Origin of the sequence: Allotabrizicola aquatica (SeqCode), assembly GCF_965194375.1 — a bacterium.
GTDB classification, from domain to species: domain Bacteria; phylum Pseudomonadota; class Alphaproteobacteria; order Rhodobacterales; family Rhodobacteraceae; genus Tabrizicola_A; species Tabrizicola_A aquatica.
Map to the genome: position 1 here is coordinate 135,492 of NZ_CBDAEL010000005.1, position 18,010 is coordinate 153,501.

The window sequence follows — 18,010 nt, forward strand, 5'->3', positions numbered from 1 at the left end:
CCTGCCCAAGTGCTGCGGTCGGTTGATGGGCACGGCCATGTTCTACCACCTGACGCGCTCGGGGCCCGAAGAGGTGCTGGCCCTGATCCTGCCACGAGCGATGGCGGCGGGGTGGCGGGTGATGCTGCGCAGCCCCGACGCGGCGCGGTGCGAGCGGCTGGATGCGCGGCTTTGGCTTGTGCCTGAGGAGGGCTTTTTGCCTCATGGGGTGGAAGGCGGGCCTTTTGATGCCGAGCAGCCCGTGTTGATCGGAGCGGGCCCAGCCTTGAACGGTGCGCAGGGTGTGGTGCTGTTAGACGGGGCCGAACCCTTGGCTGGCGAGGAGGTCTGCGAGCGGCTTTGGGTCTTGTTCGACGGCAACCAAGAGGCGGCGGTGCAGGGCGCGCGCAGCCTTTGGACGCGTCTCACCGGTCTTGGGATGGCCGCGCAATACTGGTCGGAAGAGAGCGGCCGCTGGCAGATGAAAACCGAACGAAAAACTGGTGGGTGAGTCTGTTCTTTTGCGCAGAACGAGTCTCATTTTCGATGAAATAATCGTTTCTGTTCGGCAACTCTCTCGTTGCTTGTCATATATAGCTGATACGAGATTTTTTGCGCGAGAGTAACATACGTAAGTATATTATAGCCTGCCCTGTCGCTATTGTCTGATGACCCCCCTTTGCTACCAATACCGCAAGAATTTCAAGGTGGAGGGCGACATGACCGACCCGCGCATCATTCTTTTTGGCGGCTATGAATTTCAACTCAATCAGAACGGCGAGGCCCATATTATATGGAAATCCGGCGCATCTCACACGATGAATGCCGATTTGTTATGGGCAGGCTTCAAGACCAGCACAGCCTTTCTGAACAGCTCCTATCGCGCTGAATATGCCATGGTTGATAAGGCGCATCGGCTCTATGGCTCGTCCGGGGCGGATGTCCTGAGCCGCTCCACGGGTGGGGGGCTGGATGGGGGGGCTGGCAATGACAGCCTCTATGCGATCGCGACTTCCGGGACCTCGCAGATCCATGCCTATGCCGGGCGCGGCGATGATGTGGTGGTCCTCGATCTGGCCAAGATCGCGGCCGCTTATTCGCATGGCCACCATGTGGCGGGTGACGACGCAGGATCATCCGCCTATGGCGCTGACAGTTTTAACTTTGTGAACACCGCAAAGGTCGGCATGGGTGAGATCGTGGTCGGCCGGCTTGAGGATTTTGACGCCAGCCGCGACCATATCCGGCTTGACGGCGTGACAGTGAACCTCTCCGCACTGCCAAGTCAGATCAAGGTTTTGCAGCATAACGGTGATCACAACGATCCCGGTGCGTCCTTGCAGCAATGGCTGGCGATCAAGACATCCGGAGGCGGGCATATTTTCTATGCGCTCGAGGGCGCGCGGGTGGATATGAATGGCAATGGCGGTGCCAATTCCGGCCAGCAAGAGGCGCATTTTCTGGCCTCGAACGGGGCAGGTGGGCCGGGGGCCTCGGCGCTTGCCTTGCTGGCGCTCTACAACAGCCGTTCCAGCGCGGGCTATATTGACCCTCAAGATGCCATTCCTGCGGGGGCTGTGGCCAAGGGCGGGATCACATTGGTGGACTGGGACCAAAGTGCCGCCGATGTGCGGGGGACCCTTTTGGGCACAGCATTGGGCGATCTGATTGCGGCTGGGCTGAACGATGATTGGGTTAATGCCGGGGCAGGGGATGATCAGGTCTGGGGTGGCAGCGGACATGACACAATCTTTGGCGGGATTGGCAATGACACGCTGACGGGGAATCTCGGCAATGACATGGTGAACGGCGGCGAGGGCCGCGACCGCGTTCTGTATTTCGGTGGCCACGACACGATCATCGGCGGTACGGATGTGGATACGTTGGTCTTTAGCGGGCCGAGCGCGGTTAATCTGTCCTTGCTCAGCGGCGGCAACCCGCATGGCCTGACGGTTTCGCAGATCGAAAACATCATCGCATCCAAAGGCGCGGATTTTATTCAGGGCGATCACGGATCAAACGCGCTGTATGGGGGTGCGGGTTCTGATGCGCTTTACGGGCTTGATGGCGCGGATCTTCTGTCGGGGGGCGATGATGCAGATCGGCTTTTTGGCGGTGACGGCGCGGACCAGCTCTTTGGTGGGGCCGGGAATGACACGCTTCTTGGTCAAGACGGGGTGGATCGTCTGACAGGTGGGACGGGGAATGACCTGTTTCGCTATCAATCGGCCGCGCAGGGCGGCGATCTTGCGTTGGATTTCGGCGCCAGCCTTGGCAATGACGACCGCTTTTCCATCGCGGCGGCCGGGTTTGGCGGTGGACTTAAGGCAGGTTCCCTCTCGCCCGCGCAGTTTCGTCTGCACCTGGCCAACCGCAGCGACGCATTGGATGCCGACGATCGATTTATCTTCAACAATGTCACCCATCGCCTGTCGTTCGACGCTGATGGACTTGGCGGCGCAGGGCCGGTTCTGATCGCCACCTTGCAAGACAGCGCGGCCAGCCTCACCTCGGCTGATATCTGGTTGTTCTAACGCCGTTGCGCCAACAACAAAGCCGCCTCCTTGCGGGGCGGCTTTGCGAATTTTCAGGCAAGGCAGGCGGGATTAGCCGACCAGTTCAAGGCCCGAGAAGAAGAAGCTGATTTCCCGCGCAGCGGCGGCGGGCGAATCTGAGCCGTGGGCCGAGTTTTCGCCTTTGGACAGGGCAAATTCCTTGCGGATCGTGCCGGGAGCGGCCTGAGCCGGGTCGGTGGCGCCCATAACTTCGCGGTTCTTGGCAATGGCGTCTTCGCCTTCCAGAACCTGCACAACAACCGGCTCGGAGGCCATGAAGTCACACAGTTCGCCATAGAACCCGCGCTCGGCGTGTTCAGCGTAGAACTGGCCAGCCTGAGCTTTGGTCAGGTGGATGCGCTTCGAGGCGACAACGCGCAGGCCGGCGTCTTCGAATTTGGCGACGATCTTGCCGGTCAGGTTGCGCTTGGTGGCGTCGGGCTTGATGATCGACAGGGTGCGTTCGATGGCCATTTGGCTCTCCATGGATGGGGGCCGGTATTGGCCCGATGTGATGGCGCGGCGCATAGCATGGCAAGATGACATTGAAAAGAAGGGGGGAAAGGAAGGGGCAAAAAGAAGGGGGCTTCGCGCCCCCGTCGCAGCCTTGCTGCGACTCCCCCGCGGGATATTTGGGCCGCATTGAAGGCATGTGTTGACCTTTTCCATGGGCTGAGGCAAGGCCGCAGCATGCTGAAGATCGAAGACATCACCTATAGTGTTGAAGGCCGCCCCTTGTTCGAGGGCGCCTCGGCGACAATTCCCACGGGCCACAAGGTTGGCCTTGTCGGGCGCAACGGGGCGGGCAAGACCACGCTCTTTCGCCTGATCCGGGGCGAGTTGGCACTGGAGGGGGGTGCGATCTCGATTCCCTCTCGGGCGCGAATTGGCGGGGTGGCGCAGGAAGTGCCGTCCTCATCAACCTCGCTTCTTGAGACGGTGCTGCAAGCCGACACTGAGCGGGCCGCACTGTTGGCAGAATCGGACACCGCCCATGACCCGCACCGGATTGCCGAAATTCAGGCCCGGCTGGCCGATATCGACGCCTGGTCTGCTGAAGGGCGGGCTTCGGCCATTCTGAAGGGCTTGGGCTTTGACGCCGAGGCGCAGCAGCGCCCTTGCTCGGATTTCTCGGGCGGTTGGCGGATGCGGGTGGCTTTGGCCGGCGTCTTGTTCGCCCAGCCCGATTACCTTTTGTTGGACGAACCGACCAACTATCTGGATCTTGAAGGCGCTTTGTGGCTGGAAAGCTATCTAGCGAAATATCCCCATACCGTACTGATCATCAGCCATGATCGCGGCCTTTTGAACCGCGCCGTGCAGGGGATCTTGCATCTGGACAACCGCCAATTGACCTATTGGCAGGGTGGCTATGACCAGTTCGCCCGCCAGATGGCTGAGCGCCGCGCTGTTCTACAGGCCGAGGCGAAAAAGCAAGAGGCCCGACGCGCCCATCTGCAATCCTTCGTGGATCGCTTCAAGGCCAAGGCCTCGAAGGCTGTGCAGGCGCAGTCGCGCGTGAAGATGCTGGAGAAGATGACGCCGATCACCGCGCCTGAGGATGCCAAGAAGGTGGTCTTCACTTTCCCCGCGCCCGAGGAACTGTCGCCGCCGATCATCAACATCGAGGGCGGCGCTGTGGGCTATGGCGGCCCGCCGATCCTGCGCAAGCTGAGCTTGCGGATCGATCAGGACGACCGGATCGCGCTTTTGGGCCGCAACGGTGAGGGTAAATCGACGCTGTCGAAGCTTTTGGCCGGCAAATTGACCCCTTGCGAGGGGAAGATGACCAAATCCTCCAAGCTGCGCATCGGCTATTTCGCGCAGCATCAGGTGGACGAGCTGCACATCGACGAGACCCCGTTGCAGCATGTCATGCGGCTGCGGCCTGCCGAGGGACAGCCGAAACTGCGCGCGCGATTGGCGAGCTTTGGTCTGATGGCGGAGCAGGCCGAAACTGTGGTGGGGCGGCTTTCGGGTGGGCAGAAGGCGCGGCTGTCGCTTTTGCTGGCCACGCTTGATGCGCCGCATCTGTTGATCCTGGACGAACCGACCAACCACCTTGACATCGAAAGCCGCGAGGCGCTGGTCGAGGCGTTGACCGAGTATTCCGGCGCGGTCATTCTGGTCTCGCATGACATGCACCTTTTGTCCTTGGTCGCCGACCGGCTTTGGCTGGTGAAGGGCGGGGCGGTGACGCCCTATACTGAGGATCTGGAGGCGTATCGGCGGCAATTGCTGGCGGGGGATGAGGCCGAAAAGCCTGCGTCGAAGCCGGTTGAGAAACCAAAAAAAGCCAGCCGTGACGAGATCTTGGCGTTGAAAGCTGAGGTGCGCAAATGCGAGGATCGGCTCACCAAGCTGAATGAAATGCGCGACCGTTTAGCCACCAAGCTGGCCGATCCCGCACTTTATGAAGATGTCCGAAAGGGCGAGTTGGAAACCTGGAACAAGAAATACGCCGAGGTGATGGACGGTCTTGATCGTGCCGAAGCCATGTGGCTGAGCGCGCAGGAAAAACTGGACGCAGCGGGTTAAGCCCCAGCCCTTTTTCAAAGGGCAGCCCCTGAAAGGAGACCCCATGTCCAGCTTGATGCCCCACCTGCCCGCCGATCTGATCCTTGCGCAGCTGTCGCGCAGCCCCGGCAACGAGGTGAAATCCGGCAAGTTCGACAGCGCTGAGAGCTCATCGGCTTTGGTCGCCAACGGCTTTGGCCGCTTTTTGGAGCATCCCGGTGATTTGCTCGCCTTGCCTGGCGTGCCGATGGGGCGGGTGGACAGCGTCGAGCTGGAGGCTGAGATGCGCTTTCCTTGGTCGGGGGGCCGCCACCCTTGGCTGGATGTCGCCATCAGCACGGCGACCACGCTGATCGGGGTTGAATCCAAGCGGTATGAGCCGTTTCGCCCTGCGAAAGCCACGGGGTTCTCCGAGGTTTATGATCGCCCTGTCTGGGGCCCCAACATGGGCCGCTATACCCGGCTGATGCATGATCTGGTGGCGGGCACGGTGGTGTTTCAGTCCTTGGATGCGGTGCAGCTTGTGAAGCATGCGCTTGGCTTGCGCACGCGGGCCGAAAAGCGCGGCTTGGGGGCAGTTTTGGTTTATCTTTATGCCGAGCCGTCGCATTGGGCCGGGTCTGGCAAGCCGCTGGACAAGGCCCGCACCGCGCTGCACCGGCGCGAGGTGGCGCAGTTTGCCGGATTGGTGCGTGGCGACCAGGTGGCCTTTGCGCCCGTCACATGGGCAGATCTGGCGGCGCAATGGGCCCGCACCCCGGCACTTGCGCCGCATGCCGCCGCCTTGACGGATCGCTTTGGGGTGCTTGGCTAGGGCTTTGTCTGGCTGACGCCTTCGCTGCGCAGCACATAGACCCCGGCGGCGATGATGACGCCGATGCCAGCCCAGCCCAAAGCGTCCGGCAGATCTCCCCAGAAGAGCCACCCCCACAAGATGCCCCAGAAGGCAAAGGTGAACTCGAACGGGGCCACGACCGAGGACTGCGCGACGCGGTAGGCTTGGGTCAAAAGCGTCAGCCCGACGGCGGCGATAAAGCCGCACGACATCATCAGGAACATGTCCCAAGGTGTGGGCCAGACCCAGCCGCGGGTCAGGAAGGCCAGCGAGGGATGCACGCCCTCGCCGCTTCCGCCCCAGCCAAAGACGAGGGCCAAAGCGGCGGCACAGGCCAGAAAGGCCAGATTGCCCCAGAACGCCATCGCAGCGGCGGTGTCGCGCGTGCCCATGACCCGCGCCATGATCATCGATCCGGCATAGGCCACCGAACACAGGATCGGCAAGATTGCGGCCCAGTCGAAAAGATCGCCCCCCGGCCGTACCATCAAGATCACCCCGGCAAAGCCCATGGCCACCGCGATCCAGCGGGGGGCCGACACGCGCTCGCCCAAGATCACGACCGACATGACCACGATCATCAAGGGGGCGGTGAAATAGAGCGCCACGGTGGTGGCCATCGGCAGAGCGGCAAGGGCAAGGTAATAGAGGGTATAGGCTGAGAAATTCAACAATCCCCGCATCAGCATCGCAGGCCATGTCGGGCTGATCAGCGTGCGCAGCGTGCCGTCAAAATAGCGGGTGATCAGCAACAGGAAGGGGATCGCTGTCAGGCTGCGCAAGAGCATTGCCTGATGCAGCGGATAATCACCCGAGATCAGTTTCAGGATCAGGTCCTGAACCGAGAAGATCGCAATGCCGGCGACAAGCGCGAGAATGCCCTTCAGGGCGGGGGGCTGGGTTGTCATGGCCCCAAACCTAGGCGCTTTGCCCGGTGCTGCTGCTTCATCCGCGACATGTGCGGCATACGCCCGGCATATGCAAAAGGCCGCAAGGTTTCCCTTGCGGCCTGATGCGTAGACAAAGGGCTGGGATCAGCGCGACAGATCTTCGTCGCCAGCAGCAGCGCCCATTTCGTCGAAGAGCTCGGCGATTTCGAAATCGGCGGCAGCTTCGGCTTCGGCAGCCAGTTCCTGGATCGACTTGCCCGAGGCTTGCAGTTCGGCTTCTTCCACCGAACGGGCCACGTTCAGCTGGATCTTCACCACCACTTCGGGGTGCAGCGTCACGGTGACCGAGTGCAGACCAAGGTCCTTGATCGGCTTATCCAACACGACCTGACCGCGGTGCACGGTGAAGCCACCCGAGGTGGCCGCATCGGCCGCATCGCGTGCGGTGACCGAGCCGTAAAGCGCGCCGGCATCCGATGCCGAGCGAATCACGACAAAGCGCTGACCGTCCAGCTTGGCGCCGACGGCATCTGCTTCTTTCTTGGTCTCAAGGTTGTTGGCTTCAAGCTGGGCTTTCTTGGCCTCAAACGACTTGATGTTGGCATCGGACGCGCGCAACGCCTTGCCCTGCGGCAAGAGGTAGTTGCGGCCGTAGCCGTCCTTGACGTTGACCACGTCGCCCATCTGGCCAAGCTTGGCCACACGCTGAAGAAGGATCACTTGCATATCATGTGCTCCTTATTTCACGGCATAGGGCAGCAGGGCGAGGAAGCGGGCACGCTTGATGGCCTGAGCCAGTTCGCGCTGCTTCTTGGCCGAGACGGCGGTGATGCGGGACGGGACAATCTTGCCGCGCTCAGAGATGTAGCGCTGCAGAAGACGGGTGTCCTTGTAGTCGATCGCCGGAGCATTGTCGCCCGAGAAGGGGCAAACCTTGCGGCGGCGGAAAAACGGTTTGTTCGCCATGGGAATGGTCCTTTCTCAGATCAACGACGCGGAGCGCGGTCAGAGCGCTCGGGGCGATCGCCACGGGGCGCGAAACCACGGTCGCCGCGGTCACCACGATCGCCAAAGCCACCTTCACGGTCGCCACGCTCGCGGTCATCGCGCTTTTGCATCTGCACCGACGGGCCTTCGCCATGGGCCTCGACCTTGATGGTCAGGACGCGCATCACGTCGTCATGCAGGCGCATCAGGCGTTCCATTTCCTGCACGGCGGACGAAGGAGCGTCCGATTTCAGCAGGGCATAGTGGCCTTTGCGGTTCTTGTTGATCTTGTAGGCCATGGTCTTCACGCCCCAGTACTCGCTTTCGACGACTTTTCCGCCGTTGTCTGCGAGGATGGTCGAGAAGTGTTCCACAAGGCCTTCAGCTTGCGCGTTGGACAGGTCCTGACGCGAGATGAAAACATGCTCGTAAAGCGGCATGCGCACTCCAGTTCTATCTCAGGCGCACTTCATAGGTCGGGCATCTCTTTCCGCCGCCCGTCCACGAGAGGCTGCGCCGGTTCGGTGGAATTGCGGAAAGATGGGGCCTTATACAGATATCCCGGCCCGCCGCAAGCCTTGTCTGGCAGGATTTCGCTGTGCCGCTTTAGGTGAGAATGGCATGGCCGATGAGCAAAAGATGGCACAAAAGCCCACATAGAACGGCAAGCGAGCCAAGGTCCTTGGCGTCACGGGCAAATTCGGCCCAATCGCTGGTCAAATGATCCACAAGGCATTCAAGCGCGGTGTTCAGCGCTTCAAGCGCGACGACAAGCAGCGCCAGGCCGGCAAAGACAAGATAATGCACTGTGGTCGCCTCAAAGATCCACAGCACAGCCGGCACCGCAACAAGCCCCAGCATTTCCTGCCGAAAGGCGGATTCCTGCCAAAGCCGCCGCAATCCGCCTGCGGAATAGCCGGCCGCGGCGAAGAAATGCGCGACACCAGTTTTGCGGGCCGGTTTTTGCGGGTTAGCCATGACAACCTGTCGTCAGATCAAGGTCTGGATTGTGGAGGCCGGTGGTCACATCCGCAAGGCCCAAGAGCGTATGGAAAAAACTGTCATGCGTGACTTGGCCTGCAAGGCTGGCCGCGCGCGCCTTTACGCAGTCTTGATCCAAACCCATCGCCGCACGGTAGCTGGGCGAGGTCCACAGCACCATTGGCACTTGGGTTTGCAGATCAGGGGCCATGAAATAGGGCGCGGCGTGCAGGTAAAGCCCGTTTTCACCCAAGGATTCCCCGTGGTCCGAGACAAAGAGCATCGATGCCGCCAAACGGTCCTGTGCTGCAAGCCGGTCGATCAAAGTGGCAAGGAACTGGTCCGTATAGGCAACGGTGTTGTCATAGGCGTTGACGATCTGTTCAGGCGTGCACTTGCCAAAATCAGCGCTGCGGCAATCGTCGGGGAAGGGGCGAAAGTCTTCGGGATAGCGCAGGTAGTAGGCCGGGCCGTGGCTGCCGATTTGGTGATAAACGATGACCGTGTCTTTGGTGATCTCGGCCAAGGCCTTGTCAAGCGTGGGCAAAAACACGGCATCCGTGCATTCACCGCTGGCGCAAGCCGTTGGGTCATCGGTGGCGATAAAGCGGGTTTCCGGCACCCGTGCGGCGATCCCAAGGCTGCCGGTGTTGTTGTCGTACCATTTCACGTCAAAGCCAGTTTTTACAAAGATATCCAAAAGGTTCTGGTTCGATCTTGCTGCGGTCTCTGAATGGTTTTCTATCCCGTAATGGGCGAACATGCAGGGCATGGACACGGCGGTCGAGGTGCCACAACTGCGGACTTTGTCGAGATAGACAATGTCGCGCTGCGCCAGCTCGGGGTTGGTCGGGCGGTCATAGGTGCCAAGGCTCCAATTCGCCGCGCGCGAGGTCTCACCCACCACGATCAGCGTCAGCACGGGCTTGCCTGCCGCCGCGATGCGCGGTCCCTTGACCGCATCCTCGCCGATCGGGGCGGCCACCAGCCGGTTGGTGATGAGTTTAAGCTTGGCAAGACGCACGGCACCCACGATGGGCGTCGTCGGAATGACCGCCGAAGAAATGTCGCGCCGTTCGCGAAACATCGAGGCGAAGGTGCGGCTGTCAACCATCAGCGCGCCGAAGAACACGGCCAAGGCAAGGGCGATCGTCAGCGGATAGTGCAGAAGACGCACCCACCAGCGCATGGGCTTGATCTTGACCCAAAGCACCAAGCCTGCTGGCACCAAGCCGAACATCACCAAATGCAGCACAAAATCCGTCGTGAACAGATGGCGGGATTCATTGCCCGTGGTGTTCAGTGCGTTTTGCAGCATGTCGCGGTCAATCACGACGCCCAGTCGGTCTTGAAAGTGCGAGGCCACAGCCCCCAGCACCAGCGATAGGGCAAGCACAGGCCGCACAAGCCAGGGCAGGGTAAAGACCGCGATGCAGAAAAGGATCGAGGCAAAGGCCATCACCCCTGCCAAAGGAATTAGCGCGGGGCTTGCAGCAAGATGCGTTGAGACGCGGGCAAAGAACGCGGCATTGGCCGTCGCCAGCAAGAAGGCCGAGACCAAAAGCGTCAGCGTAAGCTGCGACAGCAGCGGGCGTTTGTGTGCTAAGGCGGCCAAACGGCTGCCGCCCGTTTGGCGGGCCGTCTCGGTATCGGTGGGTGAGGGGGGCATTTGGACAGTTGGACCTGAGATCACGTTGTTCAGCAGCCACATGCACTGGCATACACGCGCACGCAATCCTTATTTTGTAAGCATACGCTTACTTGGGCGGCGGACCATCTGCGCTTAGACGCGCAGCGCGGCGCTGTAGGGCGTTGTGACTGTGCGCCGATGCGCAGGGCCTGTTTGAAAGCGGTGAATTGAGCGGCGCAACCGTCACGGGCATGAAGCCCACATGCCGGGATGATCCGGCGACGTTCACGCAGGAGTTTCCATGGCCCGTTTTGCCCCTTTGGCCCTGATTGCCACCCTTCTCACCGCCCCCGCCTTTGCCGAGGCTGAAAAATACACGCTAGACGCCAGCCACAGCCAGATCGTGTTCAGCTATAACCACCTGGGCTTTTCCACGAGCTACGGCATGTTCTCGGGCTTTAATGGCGAGATCTTGTTCGATCAGGCCGATCCTGCGGCCTCGTCGGTCACCGTGTCGTTTCCGGTCAAGACCATGCTGACCGGCTGGCAAGAGCGGTTTGACCATTTCATGAGCGCCGATTTCTTTGACGCAGCGGATGATGAGATGGTGACCTTCACCTCGACCGCCATTGAAGTGACCGGCGAAAAGACCGCCAAGATCACGGGCGATCTGTCGCTGAACGGTGTGACCAAGGCAGTCGTGCTGGACGCGGTGATGAACCAGGTCGGCGAGCATCCGATGGCAAAGGCGCCTTGGGCGGGCTTTTCGGCAACGACCACTTTGATCCGGTCGGACTATAACCTTGGCCAGTTCGCGCCCTATGTGTCGGACGAGGTGCAGGTGCAAATCTCGATCGAGGCGCAAAAAGCCGCAGAATAATCTGGGTCCGGACGCAGGACCAATAGGAAAGGCCGCGTGGGATTGCCCTGCGCGGCCTTTTCCTTTGGGCGCGTGCCTTAGGTGCGTGTGGCAGTCAGCGTTATGATGATCTCAACGGCAAAGCCCACCGTTGCCTCATCGCTGTAGCCCGCACCAATGCCGAAGTCGCGCCGGTCAAGCGTCAGGCGGCCGGTCATCTCAGCTTTGTCGCCGGTGATCTGCAACGTAAAGGGCAGGGTGACTGGCTGTTCGGCACCGCGCAGTTGCAGCCTGCCCGTGGCAACAGTGCCGGAGGGGCCTGCGATCAGATCGGCGCTGAAGCGTGCGGTAGGGTGGGTGGCGACGTCGAAGAACTCAGCGCCTTTGACCTGTTCGGTAACCGAGCCAAGGTTGACCGATGCCAGATCCACCACGACCTCGACGCGGCCCGCCGGGCCATCGATGATGCTGTCATCAAAGGTGATCTCGGCCGTCCAGCCCGCAAAGCTGCCCTCAACCGGCGCGCCCATCTGGGTGACGCGGAAGCCAAGGCTGCCCGTCTGCACCTGCCAGTTTCCGGAATTTGCACCCTGGGTTTGCAGGGCGGTCGATGTCGCGGGCGTCGGGGGTGCGGTCAAGGTAACCGCAACCGCCGCCCCCGCGCCGTAGATGCCCAGTGCCAGCACCAGCGGACCAAGCCGGGCGCGGTGTGGTGCGGCGACCGCCGGGGCCGACACCCCGCGCGCCATGCGCCGCAGGGTGGCATCGCGGTCGATCAGATGATGTTTCACTGCGCCCAACACATGCAAAAGGATCGCGGCGGCCAAAACCTTGGTGAACAGCCTGTGCGCCATACCGGCGAGGCTCGCTACGGGTTCAGATTTTGGCACGAAGGGCAGGCCCTGACCAAAGGGCCACAGAATAGATGCAAAGCCGTCGACGGCGGCGTGATGGATCCAGCCTGACAAGGGCACGATCACCAAAGACAGGTACAACAGCCAATGGACCGCCTCGGCAAGAAGGGTCTCAAGCCGCCGGTCAGGGTGCAACGGTACCGGGCGGGTTTGGCCAAAGGCCCAGAGGATGCGCGCGATGCCAAGGAAGAACGCGACGACGCCTATCGTCTTATGCAGTGAGAAAAGCTGTGCCTTGAGCGCGATGCTCTCTGGTCCGCTCGACAGGTCATTGGCGATCAGGCCAAGAGGCATGGCGGTCAGGATCACCAAGGCCGTCAACCAGTGGAAGGACCGCGTCACGGTGCCAAAGCTGGTCTGAGTATTTCGGATGGGCATCATGCAGGCTCCGGCTGTCTTGGGGGCAAGCTTAGCAGTCCCTGCCGCACACGCCATCTCGCCTCTTCGCACATCGGCTGTGCAGATGATTGCGCCCGCGCCCCGGTCGGGGTAATCGAAAGGCAGATCAAGGGAGGATGGCGATGAGCCGTGCATTCGTGTTTCCGGGGCAGGGTGCCCAGACCATCGGCATGGGCCGCGCCTTGGCCGAAGCCTATCCGGCTGCCAAAGCGGTGTTCGACGAGGTGGACGCTGCTTTGGGCGAAAAGCTGTCAGCCCTCATCTGGGAAGGCGATATTGCCGAGTTGACCCTGACGCAGAATGCCCAACCCGCGCTGATGGCGACCTCGATCGCCGCCCTTCGTGCGCTGGAGTCCGAAGGGATGGGGCTGGATCGGGCGCAGTTCGTGGCGGGCCACAGCCTTGGAGAATACTCGGCACTTTGCGCGGCGGGCGCTCTGGATCTGTCGGACACCGCGCGGCTGTTGCGCGTGCGCGGGCGGGCCATGCAAGAGGCCGTGCCGGTGGGCGTCGGTGCCATGGCGGTGCTCTTGGGTATGGGGTTTGAAGCGGCGATGGAGGTCGCGGCCGAGGCCGCCCAAGGCGAGGTTTGCCAAGCCGCCAATGACAATGATCCTGCCCAAGTGGTCGTCTCGGGCCACAAGGCCGCGGTGGAGCGCGCGGTTGAGATCGCCAAGGCGCGCGGCGCCAAGCGGGCGATGCTGTTGCCGGTCTCGGCACCCTTCCATTGCGCGCTGATGCAGCCTGCCGCCGCCGTTATGGCAGAGGCATTGGCCGGTGTCGCGATTGCCGCCCCCAAAGTGCCGGTGGTGGTCAATGTGCGGGCCGAGGCAGTGACCGAACCTGACCGCATCCGCGCGCTTTTGGTGGCACAGGTCACCGGATCGGTGCGCTGGCGCGAGAGTGTCATGTGGATGGAAGGCGCGGGTGTCACCGAGTTTTGGGAGATTGGTGCTGGCAAGGCATTGTCGGGCATGATCAAGCGCATTTGCACCGGCGAGGTGGTGACCCGTGCCGTTGGCACGCCTGAGGATGTGCTGGCTGCCAAGGGCTGAAGTTGCGTCTGGGGCCGGCCCCGAGGGCGCGTCGCCCCCCGGATCCCCCGAGAGTATTTCAAAAGGCGCAAGACCCAAGGGCGGCGCGGAAGAAACAGGAGGTTTGCCATGTTTGACTTGACCGGAAAGAACGCCCTTGTGACCGGGGCGTCGGGCGGTATCGGCGCCGCAGTGGCGCGTGCGCTTCATGCGGCGGGCGCGACGGTGGGCCTGTCGGGAACGCGGGTGGAACCTTTGCAGGCGCTGGCGGCCGAGTTGGGTGGCCGGGCGCATGTCTTGCCCTGTGATCTGTCTAACGCAGTTGCGGTGGAAGATCTGGTGAAACAGGCGGTCGAGGCGATGGGCTCGGTCGATATCCTTGTGAACAACGCTGGGATCACCCGCGATGCCTTGGCGATGCGGATGTCGGATGACGATTGGCTGAGCGTCATTGAGGTGAACCTCACCTCAACCTTCCGGCTGTGTCGGGCGGTCATTCGCCCGATGATGAAGGCGCGCTGGGGCCGGATCATCAATGTGACCTCGGTGGTGGCACAGGCGGGCAATCCGGGGCAAGTGAACTATTCGGCTGCCAAGGCCGGGGTTGCGGGTCTGAGCCGGTCTTTGGCGCAGGAAGTGGCGAGCCGGGGCATCACGGTGAATTGCGTGGCGCCGGGATTGGTGGAAACCGCGATGACCGACAAGCTGAACGACGAGCAGCGGGGGAAGATTCTGGCCGGTGTTCCGGTTGGCCGCATCGGTAAGCCTGAAGAGATTGCAGCGGGGGTTGTGTTCCTTGCCTCGGTTGAGGCGGGCTATGTGACGGGCGCGACGCTGGACATCAACGGCGGCGGCGATATGCTCTGAACTGCGGTTTCAGGAAATCATTGCCATGCGCCTTTGCCCTTGCTATAGGCGCGCGGGACCAACCCCACCGGACACGGCGGGATCATGTGACAGCCGGGAACCCTCCCGCAATGTGAAAGAGGAATTAACATGAGCGACATCGCCGATCGCGTGAAGAAGATCGTGGTGGAACATCTTGGCGTTGACGCCGAGAAGGTGACCGAGTCTGCCTCGTTCATCGACGATCTGGGCGCGGACAGCCTCGACAACGTCGAGCTGGTCATGGCCTTTGAAGAAGAGTTCGGCATCGAGATTCCCGATGACGCGGCTGAGACCATTCAGACCTTTGGCGATGCGGTGAAGTTCATCTCGTCGGCCGCCTGATCTTTACGAACATGGTTACGGAACGGGCGCCCTTCGGGGTGCCTTTTTCGTTTTGGCAATTTGCTTTAGGGGGCTTGCGGTGGCCGCGCTGGCGGGCATGATCGGACCTTAAGGGAGGCGGGTCATGGCAACAGGCAGCGCGACATTGGGGGCGATGTTCGGAGCGGGGGAGGTCGCGGGGTTCATGGGCCTGCCGCAGGTCTCGCTTGAGGATTTGGACGGTGCGCGAGTGGTGGTGCTGGGCGCACCGGGATGCACGCCCTATGCCTCGGTTGGCCATTATTGCGCAGGTGGGCCGGCGGCCATTCGGGCCGGTGGCGCGGCCTATGCCGCCAACCTTGCCCATATGAATTTCGATCTGGGCGGCACGGTCTTGCCCGAGGGGATTCGCGCCGTGGATGCGGGCGATCTGGAAATGACGGCCGCTGATGGGGCGGCCAACCGTGACCGTTTGCGCGGCGCGGTTGGGCAGGTGCTGGCAGCAGGGGCCGTGCCGGTTTTGATCGGTGGCGATGATTCTCTGCCCATTCCCATGCTGCAGGCGCTGGAGGGTCATGGGCCCCTGACGATTCTGCAGATTGATGCGCATATCGACTGGCGCGATGAGGTGGGCGGTGAGCGGTGGGGCCTCTCCTCGACCATGCGGGGCGCCTCTGAGATGGGGCATGTGGCGCAAATCATTCAGGTGGGCCAACGCGGCATAGGCTCGGCCCGGCCGGGGGATTATCAGGCGGCCTTGGCGGCGGGGGTCAGCTTTGTGCCCGCGCGTGAGGTGGCCGCAGCGGGCATTGACCGCGCGCTGTCGCTCATTGCGCCGGGTGCGCGGGTGGTGATCTGTCTGGATGTCGATGCGCTGGACCCGGCCATCATGCCCGCGGTGATTGGCCGAACGGCCGGTGGGCTATCGTACTGGCAGGTGTTCGAACTGATCGCTGGGGTGGCCGCCAAGGCGCGGATTGTCGCCTTTGACATGGTGGAGTTCATGCCCGAGCGGGACATCGACGGGCAGGGCGCTATGGTGGCGGCCCAGCTTTTGGCTGGGACTATTGGAATTTTGGCACGGCAGGAGGCCGCAGAATGAGCACGTTCAATCAACCCTTGGGTGGCAATGACATGGCCCGCTTTGGCGGCCCGGCGACCATGATGCGCCTGCCCACGCAGGTGGGGGCCAAGGGGCTGGATGTGGCCTTCATCGGCATTCCGATGGACCATGGCACCTCGAACCGGTCGGGCACGCGGATGGGTCCGCGCCAGATCCGGGATGAGAGCCGGATGCTGCGGCCTTATAACATGGCGACCGGGGCGGCCCCCTTTGAACATCTGCAGGTGGCCGATATTGGCGATGTGCCGATCAACACCTTCGATCTGAAAAAGACCGTGGATATCATCACCGAGTATTACGACGGCGTTTTGGCGGATGGGGCAATTCCCTTGACGCTTGGCGGCGATCACACGCTGACCTGGCCCATTCTGCGAGCGATGAAGAAAAAGCATGGGCCGGTGGCCTTGATCCATGTCGATGCCCATGCCGACATCAATGACACCATGTTTGGCGAAAAGGTCGCCCATGGCTGCCCGTTCCGCCGGGCTTGGGAGGATGGCTGCCTGCAAAATGACAAGGTGTTCCAGATCGGGCTGCGCGGCACCGGCTATTCCCCGGACGATTTCGACTGGGGCCGCAAGAACGGCTGGACGGTGGTTCAGGCCGAGGCGTGCTGGCACAAGTCGCTGACCCCGATGATGGCCGAGATTCGCGCCAAGATCGGCGATGCGCCGTGCTATCTGAGCTATGACATTGACAGCCTTGATCCGGCCTTTGCGCCGGGCACCGGGACGGTGGAGCCGGGTGGCCTGACCATCTGGCAGGGGTTGGAGATTGTGCGCGGGGCGGCGGGTTTGAACCTTGTCGGGGGCGATCTGGTTGAGGTGTCGCCGCCCTATGACCCGTCGGGCAACACGGCGCTGATCGGGGCGAATCTCTTGTATGAAATGCTCTGTGTGCTGCCCGGCGTGCCCCAGGGGGCGGCGCGTTAAGGCGCATCACTCCTCCTCGCTGTTCAGGACCAATTCGCCCGCGGCCTCAAGCTGGCGGACGGCGGTGATGACGGTGGACATCGCCGCCTCGCCCTCTTTGTCTTTGACCTTGCCCCGCGCGGCCATGTCTTCGCGCAGGGTTTGGGCCATGCGTTGGGACATATTGGCCAAAAGAAACTCAGCCGCGGCGGCCTGTTCGCCGTTTGCCTGCGCGGCGGTCAGCGCCGTGATCAGAACCGGCTGATCCACAAGGCGGATGATCTTGGGCACATCGCGGGCCACCACGCGGGCGGGCAGATGCACGAAGGTGAAGATCGCCTTCCTTACCTCGGCGGCAAAGGCGGCATCCTCTGCCTCAAGCCCAGCCAGCACCTCATCGCGGATTTGCGCACCCGAGACGTTCAGAATGGCGCCAACCCGCTCAACCGGGCCATTGTCGAAGGCCCGGGGCGGCTGGGCGTCAAGCTGCGTCACCAGCGAGGCCCCAATCCGGCGCACGGTTTCGGGGTCGACATTTCCGGTCAGCGACACCGCGTAGGCAACCCGCCGCGCCTTTTCGCCCGGCAGCTTGCCCAAAAGCTCAGCCGAGCGGGCAACGGGCAGCTTGGACAGCATCACGGCGGCCACCTCGATGCTTTCCTCCTCCAAGACCGGGATGAGCCGATCCAGCGGCAGGGCTGTTAACCTGTCCCAAGGGTCGGCCTTGGCGCTGGCCCCGGCCAGACGGCGCAGGCGGCTGGCGGCATTGGCCGAGATATGGCCATCCATCACCTGCAAGGCCCCTTCGATGCCGCCGGGAAATGCGAGCCCCACTTGCTCCAACTCGTTCAGGAAGTCCTCAACCACCTGTGCCAGCGTGGTGCGGTCGACAAGCCGCATCTGGCCGATCTGTTCGGTCAAGGCGGCCTGCATGTGATCGGGCAGCTTGGCCAAAGGCAAAACCGCACCTTCGGCCAGAAGAAACCGCACGATTACGGCAGCCTTTTCGCGCGGCGTCAGGGGGCGGGGCGGGGCAGGGCGCGGCACAGCGGGCGCGCCGCCGGGCTCAGAAGGTTGCGCCAAAGCTGCGCCACGGCCCTGCGCGCCGAGCGGTGCGATCTGATCGCCTGTCATCCAAACCCCCTTGCAGTGTCACAGCATGGGGGCAGACTGGCAGATCTACATTA

At 62.2% G+C, this 18,010-nt stretch carries 19 protein-coding genes; 10 read left to right on the forward strand and 9 right to left on the reverse strand.

Annotated elements, in window-relative coordinates; all coding sequences use genetic code 11:
* Nucleotides 1-37: 37 nt before the first annotated feature.
* Nucleotides 38-490: a DNA polymerase III subunit chi gene (locus AC72UB_RS09055; RefSeq protein WP_505189476.1), complete on the forward strand. Its 453-nt coding sequence runs from the start codon at nt 38-40 to the stop codon at nt 488-490.
* 157 nt (nt 491-647) lie between these two features.
* Complete coding sequence (locus tag AC72UB_RS09060) at nt 648-2,513, forward strand: calcium-binding protein (RefSeq protein ID WP_505189477.1); 1,866 nt, start codon at nt 648-650, stop codon at nt 2,511-2,513.
* A 72-nt stretch (nt 2,514-2,585) separates the two neighbouring features.
* On the opposite strand, the gene ndk is transcribed toward AC72UB_RS09060, so the two are convergent.
* Nucleotides 2,586-3,008: a nucleoside-diphosphate kinase gene (ndk, locus tag AC72UB_RS09065; protein ID WP_463289181.1), complete on the reverse strand. Its 423-nt coding sequence runs from the start codon at nt 3,006-3,008 to the stop codon at nt 2,586-2,588.
* 216 nt (nt 3,009-3,224) lie between these two features.
* Here ndk and AC72UB_RS09070 point away from each other — a divergent pair, with 216 nt between their 5' ends.
* Together AC72UB_RS09070 and AC72UB_RS09075 are read left to right on the forward strand one after the other, a co-directional pair.
* Nucleotides 3,225-5,072, forward strand: a complete 1,848-nt coding sequence (locus tag AC72UB_RS09070) for an ABC-F family ATP-binding cassette domain-containing protein (RefSeq protein ID WP_505189478.1) — start codon at nt 3,225-3,227, stop codon at nt 5,070-5,072.
* A 43-nt stretch (nt 5,073-5,115) separates the two neighbouring features.
* Nucleotides 5,116-5,865, forward strand: coding sequence for a PGN_0703 family putative restriction endonuclease (locus tag AC72UB_RS09075; protein WP_505189479.1), 750 nt, complete (start codon nt 5,116-5,118; stop codon nt 5,863-5,865).
* Here AC72UB_RS09075 and AC72UB_RS09080 read toward each other — a convergent pair.
* The 6 genes from AC72UB_RS09080 to AC72UB_RS09105 form a co-directional block, all read right to left on the reverse strand.
* Nucleotides 5,862-6,794: a DMT family transporter gene (locus AC72UB_RS09080; protein ID WP_505189480.1), complete on the reverse strand. Its 933-nt coding sequence runs from the start codon at nt 6,792-6,794 to the stop codon at nt 5,862-5,864. The two genes, AC72UB_RS09075 and AC72UB_RS09080, sit on opposite strands and share 4 nt — an antisense overlap.
* A gap of 126 nt (nt 6,795-6,920) precedes the next feature.
* Nucleotides 6,921-7,502: a 50S ribosomal protein L9 gene (rplI, locus tag AC72UB_RS09085; RefSeq protein WP_463289185.1), complete on the reverse strand. Its 582-nt coding sequence runs from the start codon at nt 7,500-7,502 to the stop codon at nt 6,921-6,923.
* A gap of 12 nt (nt 7,503-7,514) precedes the next feature.
* Nucleotides 7,515-7,742 (reverse strand): 30S ribosomal protein S18, encoded by a 228-nt coding sequence (gene rpsR, locus AC72UB_RS09090; protein WP_103256213.1) that lies wholly within the window; start codon nt 7,740-7,742, stop codon nt 7,515-7,517.
* 20 nt (nt 7,743-7,762) lie between these two features.
* Nucleotides 7,763-8,203 carry a 30S ribosomal protein S6 gene (rpsF, locus tag AC72UB_RS09095; RefSeq protein WP_505189515.1) on the reverse strand — a complete coding sequence of 147 codons (441 nt, stop codon included), beginning with the start codon at nt 8,201-8,203 and terminating at the stop codon, nt 7,763-7,765.
* A 166-nt stretch (nt 8,204-8,369) separates the two neighbouring features.
* On the reverse strand, nt 8,370-8,741 hold the full coding sequence (locus AC72UB_RS09100) for a diacylglycerol kinase (protein ID WP_505189481.1): 372 nt from the start codon (nt 8,739-8,741) through the stop codon (nt 8,370-8,372).
* Nucleotides 8,734-10,413: a phosphoethanolamine transferase gene (locus AC72UB_RS09105; protein ID WP_505189482.1), complete on the reverse strand. Its 1,680-nt coding sequence runs from the start codon at nt 10,411-10,413 to the stop codon at nt 8,734-8,736. Before AC72UB_RS09105 ends, AC72UB_RS09100 begins: the two co-directional genes overlap by 8 nt.
* Nucleotides 10,414-10,675: 262 nt before the next feature.
* Between AC72UB_RS09105 and AC72UB_RS09110 the strand changes: the two genes are divergently transcribed.
* Nucleotides 10,676-11,254 (forward strand): YceI family protein, encoded by a 579-nt coding sequence (locus tag AC72UB_RS09110; protein ID WP_505189483.1) that lies wholly within the window; start codon nt 10,676-10,678, stop codon nt 11,252-11,254.
* Nucleotides 11,255-11,331: 77 nt separating this feature from the next.
* On the opposite strand, the gene AC72UB_RS09115 is transcribed toward AC72UB_RS09110, so the two are convergent.
* On the reverse strand, nt 11,332-12,528 hold the full coding sequence (locus AC72UB_RS09115) for a cytochrome b/b6 domain-containing protein (RefSeq protein ID WP_505189484.1): 1,197 nt from the start codon (nt 12,526-12,528) through the stop codon (nt 11,332-11,334).
* Nucleotides 12,529-12,668: 140 nt separating this feature from the next.
* Here AC72UB_RS09115 and fabD point away from each other — a divergent pair, with 140 nt between their 5' ends.
* From fabD to speB, 5 genes are all read left to right on the forward strand, one after another.
* A complete protein-coding gene (gene fabD / locus AC72UB_RS09120; protein WP_505189485.1) occupies nt 12,669-13,601 on the forward strand; it encodes an ACP S-malonyltransferase in 933 nt (310 codons plus the stop codon).
* 108 nt (nt 13,602-13,709) lie between these two features.
* Nucleotides 13,710-14,447: a 3-oxoacyl-[acyl-carrier-protein] reductase gene (gene fabG, locus AC72UB_RS09125; protein ID WP_505189486.1), complete on the forward strand. Its 738-nt coding sequence runs from the start codon at nt 13,710-13,712 to the stop codon at nt 14,445-14,447.
* A 129-nt stretch (nt 14,448-14,576) separates the two neighbouring features.
* Nucleotides 14,577-14,810 carry an acyl carrier protein gene (locus tag AC72UB_RS09130; protein ID WP_463289191.1) on the forward strand — a complete coding sequence of 78 codons (234 nt, stop codon included), beginning with the start codon at nt 14,577-14,579 and terminating at the stop codon, nt 14,808-14,810.
* A 124-nt stretch (nt 14,811-14,934) separates the two neighbouring features.
* Nucleotides 14,935-15,891, forward strand: a complete 957-nt coding sequence (locus AC72UB_RS09135) for an arginase family protein (protein ID WP_505189487.1) — start codon at nt 14,935-14,937, stop codon at nt 15,889-15,891.
* Entirely contained in the window at nt 15,888-16,844 is a 957-nt protein-coding gene (speB, locus tag AC72UB_RS09140; RefSeq protein WP_505189488.1) for an agmatinase, read from the forward strand. Before AC72UB_RS09135 ends, speB begins: the two co-directional genes overlap by 4 nt.
* Before the next feature lie 6 nt (nt 16,845-16,850).
* Here the strand turns inward: speB and AC72UB_RS09145 are convergent, their stop codons facing one another.
* Entirely contained in the window at nt 16,851-17,957 is a 1,107-nt protein-coding gene (locus AC72UB_RS09145) for a flagellar motor switch protein FliG (protein WP_505189489.1), read from the reverse strand.
* Nucleotides 17,958-18,010: the final 53 nt, after the last annotated feature.

Coding starts and splice junctions, on each gene's coding strand:
- AC72UB_RS09070 (WP_505189478.1), top strand. CDS start 3,225: ATGCTGAAGATCGAAGACATCACCTATAGTGTTGAAGGCCGCCCCTTG.
- fabD (WP_505189485.1), top strand. CDS start 12,669: ATGAGCCGTGCATTCGTGTTTCCGGGGCAGGGTGCCCAGACCATCGGC.
- AC72UB_RS09135 (WP_505189487.1), top strand. CDS start 14,935: ATGGCAACAGGCAGCGCGACATTGGGGGCGATGTTCGGAGCGGGGGAG.
- fabG (WP_505189486.1), top strand. CDS start 13,710: ATGTTTGACTTGACCGGAAAGAACGCCCTTGTGACCGGGGCGTCGGGC.
- speB (WP_505189488.1), top strand. CDS start 15,888: ATGAGCACGTTCAATCAACCCTTGGGTGGCAATGACATGGCCCGCTTT.
- AC72UB_RS09055 (WP_505189476.1), top strand. CDS start 38: ATGTTCTACCACCTGACGCGCTCGGGGCCCGAAGAGGTGCTGGCCCTG.
- rplI (WP_463289185.1), bottom strand. CDS start 7,502: ATGCAAGTGATCCTTCTTCAGCGTGTGGCCAAGCTTGGCCAGATGGGC.
- AC72UB_RS09115 (WP_505189484.1), bottom strand. CDS start 12,528: ATGATGCCCATCCGAAATACTCAGACCAGCTTTGGCACCGTGACGCGG.
- AC72UB_RS09080 (WP_505189480.1), bottom strand. CDS start 6,794: ATGACAACCCAGCCCCCCGCCCTGAAGGGCATTCTCGCGCTTGTCGCC.
- AC72UB_RS09130 (WP_463289191.1), top strand. CDS start 14,577: ATGAGCGACATCGCCGATCGCGTGAAGAAGATCGTGGTGGAACATCTT.
- rpsF (WP_505189515.1), bottom strand. CDS start 8,203: ATGCCGCTTTACGAGCATGTTTTCATCTCGCGTCAGGACCTGTCCAAC.
- AC72UB_RS09075 (WP_505189479.1), top strand. CDS start 5,116: ATGTCCAGCTTGATGCCCCACCTGCCCGCCGATCTGATCCTTGCGCAG.
- AC72UB_RS09110 (WP_505189483.1), top strand. CDS start 10,676: ATGGCCCGTTTTGCCCCTTTGGCCCTGATTGCCACCCTTCTCACCGCC.
- AC72UB_RS09060 (WP_505189477.1), top strand. CDS start 648: ATGACCCCCCTTTGCTACCAATACCGCAAGAATTTCAAGGTGGAGGGC.
- AC72UB_RS09100 (WP_505189481.1), bottom strand. CDS start 8,741: ATGGCTAACCCGCAAAAACCGGCCCGCAAAACTGGTGTCGCGCATTTC.
- AC72UB_RS09105 (WP_505189482.1), bottom strand. CDS start 10,413: ATGCCCCCCTCACCCACCGATACCGAGACGGCCCGCCAAACGGGCGGC.
- rpsR (WP_103256213.1), bottom strand. CDS start 7,742: ATGGCGAACAAACCGTTTTTCCGCCGCCGCAAGGTTTGCCCCTTCTCG.
- ndk (WP_463289181.1), bottom strand. CDS start 3,008: ATGGCCATCGAACGCACCCTGTCGATCATCAAGCCCGACGCCACCAAG.
- AC72UB_RS09145 (WP_505189489.1), bottom strand. CDS start 17,957: ATGACAGGCGATCAGATCGCACCGCTCGGCGCGCAGGGCCGTGGCGCA.